Below are 12,972 nucleotides of genomic sequence, written 5' to 3' on the forward strand. Positions count from 1 at the left end.
GCATAACCAGTGTCGAAGTAGACAATTTCAAAGGCGAACCGGACATTTTAACGGTTGAGTTATACAGGTGCCTGTTCATCAGACCTCAAAAAAGTACGTTGAGACGGTTTTAGCCAGCCTCTGCCGCTTTATCCAGATCCAATTGAAAGATGGTCTTGTTGGTATCACTTATTTCAATATTCTTATCACCCTCAAGGTTAATAATAACATCGTTATTTTTAAAAGCCATAGTGGCATGCAGGTTATATTTTCCCTGAGGTATCTGTGTTGCTGTAAATTCTGAACTTTGATCATTGGCTGGTTTGTCGAGTGTAATAATATCGCCTGCGTCGGATTTTAGTGTAACAACAGCCGCATTAAATCCTCCCTCAATGATATCGGCTGCCTCGGGTGCGGATAACATAGCCTGAGCTAAATGCAGATCGATGGTTATATCTGCTGTTTTTCCATCCGTTTTATTACTGTTATCTGTTGAGGTGCTATCGTTTCCGCTTAATGGTAATACCAGGTCTTTTAATCCATCAATAAATTTCATAACCCGTCCCGAAAAGAATCCCGAAATAAATGAAAACAATAAAAGCCCTTTACCTATGCTGATATCTGTCATTTTGGAGTTGCTGCCGCTTAATAAATTGTATCCAAGCACCAAAACAAGAGCACATATGGGGGCGTAAAACATTTTTGATACCTGCCCAGATATTTCAGCAGGGTCGAACGGCCCTGTATCCGCATCTCCAGCCAATTTTAATGCCTGGCGGTTGGCAATACTTACATAATAAATTAAACTTACCAGAACGCCTATAAGAGCCCAAAACAACACCTCGGCATAAGTGCCTGTTCCAACAAACCAGAAAAAATCATTCACAATGATCTCCGCATTGGTAAGGTATGCCTTGGCATCTTTATTGTTAAGATTGATCAATAAACTATCCATACGTTTGAGACGGTATTCATCTATGTGTCCGTCATATTCATTTCTTAAAAAGTTAAACAGCGCACGATCGCGTTCTCTTCGGTTTGCAAATACAGCTTTTTTAACCGCTGGGTCTTTTGATGCCAACTGAGCCGAATCAGGATCAGGATATACAGCAAGTACATTATCAATATTTAACAGTTGCGTATTGTCCAGTTTTTTATGATCGGTACCTTTATAACAAAGATGAAGTGCGGTATAAATCATCGCAATAAAAACAAGTATCACGCAAAGGGTCAGTAACCAACCGGCTCCGCTCCAGGTTTTTGCTTTAAAAAATAACAACATGATTTTTTATGGTTTATGGTTTTAAAAAATAGTTAAGACAAATAGCTGCTGAACACCCATTCGTCTGCCGTGTTACTTATTTTACTCCATTGATTGGTTGTGGTGTAAACGGCCACCTGAGTATCTTGAGTAATTGTGCGCAAAATAGGATACGATGTACCTGGCCCTGAGCGGACGTTTAATACATCTGTATTTACAATCATAGATGCAATTTGGGATATCGAAGTTTCATCGAGTTGCTTTATTCTACTAGCAATCAGAGGAAAGAAATTAGCTTCGGCAGATGTAATGGTATTGTTGCCGAAAAACGCAGTGCCCGGACAAGTTTTCTGTTGATTGCCAACCTGATTATTATTAACCACACTTTCAGGGAATCTTTTACCTGAACGGTCAAACCAATGATGATAAACTACTTGCTCTTTTACCGGTTTCAGATCAAACTTCATACAAAGTATAGCATTTAAAAATACAATGGTATCCTTATGCGGTAGGGTCATTTGATCATGCCCTGCATCAAAGTTACCTAAGTTTTCGATACAAATGGCCCCTGAGTTTGCACCAAAAATGCCTGCTGGTGTGATATTTATTGGGCGGCATAGCCCAATGTTACCGGAAGGGAAAGTGGTCAGATTCTGCGCGATGTCGCTCCAGCCATTATTATGGATATGATAGCTTCTCATAGATTCGAGCCAATACATTTCCCCTTGACTAGGGCTTAGTGAACTGTAATTTGGCTCCCAGGTATGATGGTTTTGTATCATTTTAATGCTTCTGGAAAAAACTGTGTTTACCAGATACTGCTGAAACTCCTGTGGGGTGTATATATGAAATTGTGCTAAGGCCATGTTCTTTCCTCCGGTTATGTGGTTTAATTAACTCATGGTACGTTCTTCTTTACGATACTCTTTTCTTATCGCTTCTATCAAGTCGCTGAGGCGTATGTATTGATCATTTTTGGATATAGATTGCAGCGCGGCGTAATGGATGATGTTAAGTATAGCTGCCCCGGTTAATTCATATTTATCAGCCAGGTCCTTTAATTGGATGCCGGGTTCTGGCCCGCATGATTCAGGGAATGCTTTTTCCCATAATTTTAGCCGCTCCTGCGCATTTGGCATAGAGAAATGTATGATCGTATGGAAGCGTCTTAAGAAAGCATCATCCATATTACTTTTCAGGTTGGATGCGAGTATGAGCAGGCCGGGAAAATCTTCTATGCGTTGCAGTAGGTAACTTACTTCCTGGTTGGCGTACCTGTCATGAGAGCTTTGCACGCCGGTACGCTTACCAAATAAGGCATCTGCTTCGTCAAAAAACAATATCCAGTTTTTATTTTCGGCTTTCAGGAATACTTTCTCCAGGTTTTTTTCTGTTTCGCCTATGTATTTACTTACCACCTGCGAGAGGTCAATACGATACACTTCTTTATCAAAGTGCTTGCCAAGTAGGGTGGCTGTTAATGTTTTGCCCGTTCCTGAAGGGCCATGAAACAGTGCCCTGTAGCCTGGTTTTATTTTTCTTTTCAGTACCTCATCCTGCATCAATGTATCATTATGTTTCACCCATATCATAATCTCATTAAGCTGGTTCTGAGTATAATTGTTCAATACAAGATCGTCCCACGTCATGGCCGTTGCAATATTTTTTGCCGGAAAATCGGGACTGAATTTAGGTACTGTTTCGGCACCTGTAAGAAAACGGCTTACCCATTCTGCATCAAGTATGATCCTGCCGCTCATTAATGGTTCACCCTCTTTAACGGTTTCCATAGACAGTACGCCATGTTTAACCAATACGCCATGAGTGAGTAGATACTGAACTGCAAGGCGTTTGTCGATATCATTACTACCTAATATGAACTGAACGGTTTCACCGGTGGGCAGTAATCCGCGGTGGTTATTTCCTTTTATTCCTCCAAATTCAGGAAAATCGCCGCCATTTGGTAAAAACTCTTGTATAATGTTTTCAAAAAAGGATGTACGCAAATGCGGGGCCAGCGCGGTTAAAAGGATAATGTATTCCTCGATAGGAAGCTTCTTTTCGATAATAAACCCATTAATTGAGCTGCCATCGTCCATGATGGTAACTGGTGGAAAAGAAGTTTCTGTATTATTGAAATGCGCTTGCAGGCGATTATGTATCACCTGATAAAGTACTTCCAAAGAGTTGGTTATTGATTGAGCCTGCATGGTGTCTAAGCTTTAATATTAAGGTTTTTTTTCTCCTCCGTTTGTAAACAGCTCTGGTAGACGTAATACGTCGACAGATAAAAATACACCGGTTCCTTTTGGTAATTGATCCTCAAACTGACCGGGAAGGGTTCTCATTATCCACATGGGTGATTGTTCGTTACCGCTAACCAACATAGGCGTAGGAGGCAAAGGTTGATTGATGTATCCTTGCAGGTTAATAATACCACTGGCAAATTTTAGTTTAATGGAGCCACCTGTGACATCAAAACCTCCTTTTGATGAATATTCACTGCTTAAACCTAATGTAAGATCAAGTTTTGGGATAAAGTTCCATTTATTATGTAACAATTCCAGATAAGGCTTGAACTCAAATTCTGTATCAAATGACAAAGGGGTTTTATTATCACTTAATTTATATTTAAAAGAAGATAAAGGGAAATAATCGTGATATGGGATTAGTGAAAGTGGCAACGCTATGTTTTTATCATTTAGTGATTTTATAGTGTCGGTCCTGAATCTTTGATCAGTAGCGAATACCGAACCCAATATTCCCAATGAACCGAGGCCAAAACCTATAATACTTGCTTTAAGTTCGGTAGGTTGGTTGTCCCAAACTGCTTTTTTCAGCGCGTCTGTTTGCTCTTTCTGCCATTCTTCAAACCCGGGTTTATCATCCAACTGTTCTTTAACAACTCCTGCCCCTTCCGTAAGTGTTTTGGATGGATCATCCTGCCTTTGAACTATATTATTGGCTGGTTTAAAAAAAGTATTTTTATTTGGGGCAGGATTTGCCATGCGCATAATCTGATCGGCCATGTTATCGGCCTCCCGCTCGTAAATGTCTTTGGGCTGATTAATGGAAAGTTTAGGCTGAAAGAACAAGGGGCTTTTATCCCGCGATCTTGCAGACGTTTCCGGTTGCGTTGTATCTCTTATTGCTTCCAAGTTATTACATTTTATTTTAAAATTTGTTTAATTGATGGTCGGGTAACCCATCCTGTAAAACCCCCACCTTCTTTTATAAGATCAGTCTTTGTTTTTTTGTCCTTGTCATCTAAATCTTTATTGTAATAGTAAACCAATCTGTCTAAAATGGTATCCTCGTCATAGATTCCTATTCCAAAGCCCCTGAATTTTCCATCGCCATAGTATATCACATTTTCACCCTGCCATAAACCGTTTGGATGCCTGGTGCCATAGTCGGCAAAGTTTTTAAAGTAGCCGTGATCGCCCGGAATAAGTTCGCTTATTTTTTGTTTTGTTGGTAGCTCCTCAAATTTGTCAGAACCTACCAATGACTTTAAAAGATCGGCACCTGAATTGGCAATCACCAGACCGGCACCCGCGGGAAACATTTTGTTAAATTTATCCTTACCCAAAGCCTGAAGCAATGCATAATACTCTACAGCAACAGACAATGTAAGGCATTCAAGCTCTGTGCCTGCATTAGGCCTAAACATATCTTCTATTGCGTCTGAAGAGTTTTTCCCTGCGGGGAATGGTACTTTTGCGATGAAATGATAATCCTCCGTTTTATCCCAATAAAATGGGTTCAAAGTGCCTCCGGGATGACCTTTTGTTGGGTAATGGCAACAATTAATGCTTTTATCGTTGGCAATATCCATACCCTTTATGGCATTGCTCCGGATACGGATCTCGGTTCGATAAGCTTCCCAATCTTTAAAATCATATTCGGGGCCAGCCCCATTGTTATGCCATCCCAATACAATTTCTAAACCTTTATCTCCAAATGTATCTTTTACTATTTTTTTGTATTGATCGTCAACCGTCATTGCCGTATTTCCGACCATTATTTTTCGCTGCACCAATGGACGTGTTTTTTCTTGTTGTACTACATGAGTTAATTCATGTGCTAGTAACTTCTTGCCGTTATCGCTATCTGGCGAATATTGCCCGTTGTTAAATACTATATTGTTACCCGTAGTATAGGCTAATGCATTGACTGATTGAGCAGATTTTGCAGCTATTGTGTCCGTATGGATGCGTACATCTGAAAAGTCATGACCAAAACGTGGCTCAAAAAAACGACGGCTATTCTCAGATAATGTTTGGCCGGATGCACCTAATGAACCAATATAATTATTCAATTCATGGCCACTGTGCGCATCTGCGTTCGAACTTTCCTTGCGATGCAGCTTTACTTCATCTTCACAATGCTGGCATTTGCGTTGTATTCCATCAGAAGATTTAAAAAAGGCCTTTTCGTTATGAGCTGGAACAGCCATACGCATAACCCTATCAGCCACATGATTTGCCTCCTGCTCATAAATATCGTTAGGTTGATTGACGGAGAGCTTTGGCTGAAAAAATAGCGATTTGGAGGCTGTGTGGTTTTCAAGCTTACCAACCAGTTTGATATGTTGATGTGAATCCACTGTGAAATATTTAATTAAATTCTAAAGTATATGTCCCTTTAACGCTTGGTACATTTATGCCCGTAGTTTCAGATCTTCCTTCAAGTCTTATAAAAGGGCCGGCAGATACTGCTGATAAAGCGACACCATAGTCCCCGCCTTTACCCGGATCGCCTATGATCTGGCGTGATGCGCCGGCTTTATATTCGCCGCCTTGTTCATTAGCCGTAAATACATGCAAACGGACATGGTCTGGTAAAAAATCAATATGCATGTCTAAACCAATCCTGGCTTTTTTACCATTGCCAATTTTTATAGTATCGGGTGTAACAAATTGCTTCTTTTCACCAACAGGAACCGCATCATCATCCATCTTTTTACGTGCGTCCATGCAGGTTTTCATATCTATTCCCGCAACTGTACATACATCAAGATTATTTGGGTGATCTGCGTTATCCATAATGGATGTAGGATCATTATAACCCGCGGGTTTTGATAGTTCTTTCCTGAACCAGTATAACCTAGTACCCAGCTTCATCTCATCATTGTCTGCCTGCGAATCAATGTAGTTATAGCGGTCTAATTCATAAGCCATCATATGATGCAATTCATGGGCAAAACCTTTAGGACTTCCTCCAGACCAATTGGTGGCCACTTCCCATTCCGATGGATTCACTTCCACCGTGAACGTATCAGGCCCGGCTACATCGACAAATGTGATGGAGACGATATAGCCTTTGGTGGAGGCTGCTTTTTCGATCCCATCCTTCATTTGTTTAATTTTGTTAACCTGATCCATAGTACCCGTACCTGTAGGCCTTAACATTATTTCGGCCTTGATGACAATATCAGTTGGCGATCTTCGGTCGATATAATAAGCACCGCCTCCAAATTTACCAACAACGCGCTCAAATGATCTGGCGGGATCTTTCGCGGTATTTTCCTCCATATCCTTATTTTTGGCTTCTTCTGGTTTGGCAACTCTTACAGCTTCCTGTGCAACTGCCGTATCGGTTTTTGCATTTGTTGCAGTGGTGATTTGTGCGGGTGTTTGGGTTACCGTTTTAAAAAGCAATTGAAACTGTTTCAAATAATAGGAATTCTGAATAGGAACTGGCTTTTTCTTTATTTCGGTGATGATTTCCTCGGCAAGTTTTTTTTGTCCCGCATCCATGGCTTTAAAGGCTGCTTCTGCCTTGATATCTTTAATCAATTTATCGCGGTCAATTATTGCTTGTGCGTCTCCTTTTCCTGGTGCACGCTGAATTAATTTGGGATGGATCCCTTTGCGTTGTTGTACTACGTGTGTTAATTCGTGCGCCATTAGTTGTTTACCACTGTCACTTTCAGGGGAAAACTGACCGCTGTTAAAAACAATATTATTGCCCGTAGTATAAGCAAGCGCGTTAATGGATTGTGCCGATTTTGCGGCCACAGTATCAGTATGGATGCGCACGCCCGAAAAATCCTGCCCAAAACGTGGCTCAAAAAACTGACGGCTGTTTTCAGGTAGCGGTTGACCAGAAGAACCTAATGAAGCTACATAGGTATCTAAATCATGGCCACCAAGAGTTCCGGCTGTAGAGCTTTCTTTACGAAAAAGTTTCTCCTCTTGTTGACAATGTTGGCATTTGCGCTGAATGGTTTGAGCAGGCTTAAAAAAAGTGTTATCATTTATAGCAGGATCAGGCATACGCATAAACCGGTCGGCCATAGCATCGGCCTCTTGCTCATAAATATCATTAGGTTGATTTATGTTGAGCTTTGGTTGAAAGAATGATCTGGATACAAATAATGGATCCTTTATTCTGTCTTGCCTCTGGGTATGTTTTGCTGATTCCAATGGATATAATAATTTTATTCTGGTTTATATAAGCCTTTTTGGGGATTCCAAAATGATGCTTTTGGTGCAGTCAGGTCCAATTTAGCTGCTTGATTTTGACATGCCTCGGAACAGTCTACATATTCATCTTTAGCTAAACTCCTGCCCAGCTCCTGATTGTTTACGTCCTGGGTATAACTATCGTGGGGCTCGCTGTCAAGATATTGCCTATAAAACTCCCGGCCCCGGCCGGCCAAGTACGCTGCGGTTCCTCCACATCTTTTTTTTGCGCAGCATGCCGCATAACAATGCCCATAGGCATCCCAAACATTGTTCGGGACGTCGGCCTTGGTTTGCTCATAGTACCACTCACTGAAATCGTCTGAGGCTCTTTTCATTAAAGGCTTGCATGGTTGTAAACAATTATATTTCCAATAAGCATATGCCCCTCCCATAACTGCAGTACCCAGAGCAACTGGAAGCCATGGGAAGGTTTTAACTTCTGCTCCTTGTCCTTGCTGCACTACGTGCGTTAACTCGTGGGCTATTAGCTTTTTACCGCTGTTGCTTTCCGGAGCGTATTGCCCGGTATTGAAAACGATGTTATTGCCTGTAGTATAAGCTAATGCATTAATGGATTGTGTCGATTTTTCTGCTTCTAAGCCGGTATGGATACGTACATTGGAAAAATCCCGCCCAAAACGGGGTTCAAAAAACTGGCGGCTGGCTTGGGATAGAGCTTGCCCGGATGATCCAAGAGTGCCTACATAATTGTCTAACTCATATCCCCCCTGCACATTGGAATCTGAGCTTTCCTTGCGATGCAATTTTCCCTCCTCTTCGCAATGTTGGCATTGACGTTGGATACTATCCCCAACCGGTTTAAAAAAAACATTTTGGTTATGATTGGGTATTGCCATAGGCATCACCTTATCTGCCATTGCATCGGCCTCTTGTTCATAAACATCATTTGGCTGATTTATGGTAAGCTTGGGTTGAAAAAAGAATAAAGCAGCCTTGGATGTGATATGATGCGAATTGCTTTTTACTGGTTCAGTGTTTTGTTTCTCTTTTGACATATAAACCTATTCTGATAATTCCTGTTTATTGAAAAATTCAATTATTAATTGTAATCCTTTAAAAATAGGGTACTCCATATAGATTATAAATACTTCTTGTCATGCTGCTTTCCACTTCGGCTGCTTGTTGGATCACAGAATCTACAATTGGTGTAGCTACATGTTCTCCAACCTCGTGGCCAACGGTGTGCCCTACAGCTCCGCCAATAGCTCCAAATAATAATCCACCAAGAAATCCGCCAACTACACAAACTGCATCAACAGGACCTGTAGGTGCGCATAAAATTGCACCAGCTGCCGCTCCGCCAAGGGCCGAGCCTAAAATGCCTCCAGTCCATGAACCTGCTTCTTCTGTAATTACTGTTGTGGTGTGACCTGTGCCTACTGATGAAGCTATTCTATCAGTTGTTTGATAAATGCCGTATACCAGCATTATTCCGCCAGCACCTCTTATTACAAACATTCCGGCTGACCCGCCTGGAGTTACCCGGATACGAAGTCGTTGTGCTCCGGGAGGCAATGGCCCATCACGCATCGCCTCGGTCATTAGCCTGCCGCGCCCTGCAAATGCGGGGTCAACAGCCCCATCCGGACCGGTTCCGCTCATTACATCTACTCCGCTTGGAGTGGCTGGTCTTCCGCCAATGGCGGCCTCAACTTCGGCTCTGGGTACCGTAATGCAATTATTTGTACACATTGGAGCCCGTCCCCGTGATAATAATTCTGCATTGAGATTGCCCTCAGTAGGACCGACCGGACCTAATATGGGATCCGCAGCCCCTGTTGCACGTGGCGGACTGTAGGTATAAGTCCCCCCATATTCGGTACTTCTTAAACGTTCGGCAAATGCCAGGCCCTGTTCCGGTGTTTGAGGCGTAAAAATATAATATTGATCGCCGGCCATCATCGGGAACCAGGCATCATTTGCAAAACTACCGGGTACGCCCTCGTGAAGTCTGACTGTAAAGTTATGGCCAACTATTGGCGCATATTCGCCCATATAATACCCGAGGTTTCCCCTATATCCCCTTATTGTTGGTGTTGAAAACAGGCCTTCCGGGTTTGACCACACTGAGGTATGGCTGCCACCCCATAATATACCGGTGGTATTTCTGGGAATGAAAGACCATGGAGTTGGTGAAAAATGACTTGCCCCTGCTACTGCCGGTCCTGCAACAGAAGATATTAAATTACCTAACGGCACCATCATCCCTTCTGGTACGCTATCAATTGATCTACCCGTCATCTGGGTAAACTGTTCCGGAGTTAGCCTGCTTGCATTGAAATGTATATTTGTGCCATCACCCGAAGCTGATGGTGTATGCGTGCAATTGATGGCAACCGATGTTTGCCCGGCAAAGAATGTATTAGGGCTTGGCTGGCCAGGGCCTATGGCATAACTGAAATCAAACTGTGTACCTGGCCCAACAGTCCCCAGGTCAAAATCTACCCTGGCGGGTGATAGCCTTACCGTTGCATTGTATTGACCATCTGTTACATTACAATGATCAAGATTATAAGAGGTAACGGCTCCATCATGAGAGAATTTGATTTGATTATCGCCGCAATTTACTTCTACATTATCTACCGTTCTTTGTATCATTCGCGAAACATTGTTTCCCCCTTGTTGTATGGTGTGGGTGAGCTCATGAGCTATTAATCTTTTACCATTTTCGCTTTCGGGCGAATACTGACCGCTGTTAAAAACAATATTATTACCTGTAGTATAGGCCAGCGCGTTAATGGCTTGCGCGGATTTTGCGGCTACAGAATCGGTATGAATACGCACATTTGAAAAATCATGACCAAAACGGGGTTCAAAAAAGTTACGACTGCTTTCTGATAGAGACTGCCCGGATGAGCCAAGGGATGCTACATAACTGTCCAATTCGATACCTCCATTTACGGTTGCACCGGAGCTTTCTTTACGATGAACCTCCTCTTCACAATGCTGACATTTACGCTGAAGGGTTGTTAATGCTGGTTTAAAATCACTGATTACATCTAAACCGGTATCAGGGCCTTCTTTACGCTGAAGTTTTTCTTCTTCTTCGCAATGCTGACATTTACGCTGAACAGTTGTTGGAGCGGGTTTAAAAAACGAAGACTCATTTGGTGAAGGGACGCTCATACGCATAACCTGATCAGCCATAAGGTCTGCTTCCTGCTCATAGCTGTCACCAGGCTCATTTACCTGTAATTTAGGCTGTACCAAATGCCCGGGAAAAAAAGGAGCATTGTTTTTTGCCTTTGTAGTATTTTCGGGTTGTGATTGCTTATTTGCTAACATTACTTCTATTTTAATACCAATCCACATTTAATATTTCCTGCATCCATGGTAGGCGTATGGTTGAATACCCCCACGGTAATTTACCTAATAATACATCAATAGTTTTCTGCTCAACTGTTAATAGCCACCCATTTTCTTTTTTTGTTAGTTTTCCATCCCGTTCAAAAAAGGCGCTTCGCAAGCCTTTAACCGATGTGTTTTTTAGCGGTGACCAATGGTGTATAATAGCCTCTAACAAGTTTTTTGATTCTGTTTTTTCTTTTTTCGTTAAGATCAGAGTTGCTGGCAGGGTTTCCTCCAAGGGATAACCGCATAAAATTTTAGAAAGCGTTAAATCAAACTCGGCAACTTTGGTTTTTCCTGTGGCCAGATAATAAAGTAATAACACCGCCCGCTGATGAGCCGTATCATCTTTAAATCTTCCATCCACTAATAAGTCCAGATCATTAAAATAAGGCGATAAAAAATAATGAAGGATCACAATTCCACTACCTTTTATGTATAACGTTTCTGATTCTTGAATACCTGTAAACCTTCTACTCTGCGGCAGCGGCCGTTTTGTATTATCTCCCTGTTTCTTTTTCTCAGATATTTCTTGCTCAGTCTCGAATTTTTTTGGTTCGTTTAATGATATACTATCTTGATTATCAGTAAGCGTGATTTTCTGTTTTTCCAGTTCTTTTGCTGCCGTTATCCCTTTTTGTTGTTTTAATTGCTCTTCATCCTGGTAATTGGAATGATTAATCTTGTTGTTTTCCTGTTCTTCTTTGGTTTTTTCATCCCCCGTATTGTTTTGCCGGATATCTTGAGTTCCCTTTTTTATATTGATTTTTTTCGGGTCATTTGTAGAATCAAAGCGTTCATCGGTTTGGGTTTCATATGCTTTTTGATTTTTATTACTGCCTACGTGATCCGTGTTTTCAACGTGGCTTGTTTTACTCAGGTCTGTTTGCTTGCTGATACTTATATCTTCAGTATTCTTATGCGCATTGTTGGCTTCGGTTTCTTTAAGCTTATCTATAAATGCAGGATCTTCTGTATTATTTCTCAAGTTGTCCCTTGATATTAAGAGCGACTTAAGATCCAGAAGTCCCTTCTTGACAATATCTGTTTTAAGCGTTTCTTTTGATTTACTCTCTGATAATGATGTTATTATGCTATGAATTGAGATTTTAAAGTGATTTGTGAGCAAATCTAATGACCGTAATATCAGTTCACGATCATTGATAACAGATAAAGTCGTGCCATTCCCTGAAATTACAGGGCTTAACAAAGCCTTAAAAATACAAATCCATATTTCCTTGAGATTTGGTGAGCTTTTGTTTGTATAACCAACTATGAAACTTACCAGATCTTTGTAAATAAGAGTCCAGGATTCGGTTTTTAATGAGGTAATAATTGATAATAATTTCTCCAGAAAGCTGTTATCAAATTGCAAAACCAGCCTTTGGAGTATAACTGGGTTATCTACATGTTTATCACGGAACCAGTCAAAAAAGTATAAGGCTATTTTTTCAGTATCCGAAAAAATAGCTATGATCTCGTTACTCCACGCAGCCATATTTTCAACCGGGCTATACCAGGGCAAATAACCATTCTCCAGAAAATAAATGAACGCTTTTGCTAATGATTGTTCAGGCTTTAATATTTGTTCGCTATGCTCATCTGCCAAATCATTTTTTATAGCTGGGATGCTTTTTCTGAGTTTTTCGATAAAGTGCTTTTTAAACTCTTGTTCAAAATTGTGTGCTTCAATATTACCTAAATCCAAAAGCAATGAATCGATACGTATAATATCAGTTGTTGGAAATAGTTCATCAAAGATGGCCTCCATACTAGCAGATAGTTCATTACGCAGCAAGTCACTCACTCGATTTTGAAAAGCGAGAGCCTCTTCCCGTTTGGGAATATTTAAAGTTACTTGCTGCCTATGAACTATATGTGATGCCATGA

9 protein-coding genes are annotated in these 12,972 nt (G+C 41.2%); all 9 read right to left on the reverse strand.

The annotated features are described in order from the left end of the window. Positions 1 to 109 precede the first annotated feature (109 nt). Genes ACTJKG_RS12665 through ACTJKG_RS12705 form a run of 9 tightly spaced genes read right to left on the reverse strand, consistent with a single transcriptional unit; the run spans position 110 to position 12,970 of the window. Positions 110 to 1,261: a hypothetical protein gene (locus ACTJKG_RS12665; RefSeq protein WP_440739420.1), complete on the reverse strand. Its 1,152-nt coding sequence runs from the start codon at positions 1,259 to 1,261 to the stop codon at positions 110 to 112. A 32-nt stretch (positions 1,262 to 1,293) separates the two neighbouring features. After that, positions 1,294 to 2,106, reverse strand: coding sequence for an SH3 domain-containing protein (locus tag ACTJKG_RS12670; protein WP_440739421.1), 813 nt, complete (start codon positions 2,104 to 2,106; stop codon positions 1,294 to 1,296). Between the two features lie 27 nt (positions 2,107 to 2,133). Then, positions 2,134 to 3,450: an ATP-binding protein gene (locus tag ACTJKG_RS12675; protein ID WP_440739422.1), complete on the reverse strand. Its 1,317-nt coding sequence runs from the start codon at positions 3,448 to 3,450 to the stop codon at positions 2,134 to 2,136. An 18-nt stretch (positions 3,451 to 3,468) separates the two neighbouring features. Then, positions 3,469 to 4,398, reverse strand: coding sequence for a hypothetical protein (locus ACTJKG_RS12680; RefSeq protein WP_440739423.1), 930 nt, complete (start codon positions 4,396 to 4,398; stop codon positions 3,469 to 3,471). Between the two features lie 11 nt (positions 4,399 to 4,409). Beyond that, complete coding sequence (locus tag ACTJKG_RS12685) at positions 4,410 to 5,849, reverse strand: eCIS core domain-containing protein (protein WP_440739424.1); 1,440 nt, start codon at positions 5,847 to 5,849, stop codon at positions 4,410 to 4,412. 10 nt (positions 5,850 to 5,859) lie between these two features. Beyond that, positions 5,860 to 7,671, reverse strand: coding sequence for an eCIS core domain-containing protein (locus ACTJKG_RS12690; protein ID WP_440739425.1), 1,812 nt, complete (start codon positions 7,669 to 7,671; stop codon positions 5,860 to 5,862). A gap of 14 nt (positions 7,672 to 7,685) precedes the next feature. Then, a complete protein-coding gene (locus ACTJKG_RS12695; protein WP_440739426.1) occupies positions 7,686 to 8,729 on the reverse strand; it encodes an eCIS core domain-containing protein in 1,044 nt (347 codons plus the stop codon). A gap of 58 nt (positions 8,730 to 8,787) precedes the next feature. After that, positions 8,788 to 11,019, reverse strand: a complete 2,232-nt coding sequence (locus ACTJKG_RS12700) for an eCIS core domain-containing protein (protein WP_440739427.1) — start codon at positions 11,017 to 11,019, stop codon at positions 8,788 to 8,790. Positions 11,020 to 11,029: 10 nt separating this feature from the next. After that, positions 11,030 to 12,970 (reverse strand): contractile injection system tape measure protein, encoded by a 1,941-nt coding sequence (locus tag ACTJKG_RS12705; RefSeq protein ID WP_440739428.1) that lies wholly within the window; start codon positions 12,968 to 12,970, stop codon positions 11,030 to 11,032. Positions 12,971 to 12,972 lie beyond the last annotated feature (2 nt).

This window comes from Mucilaginibacter sp. 22184 (genome assembly GCF_052045695.1).
In the GTDB taxonomy this organism is placed as follows: Bacteria; Bacteroidota; Bacteroidia; order Sphingobacteriales; family Sphingobacteriaceae; genus Mucilaginibacter.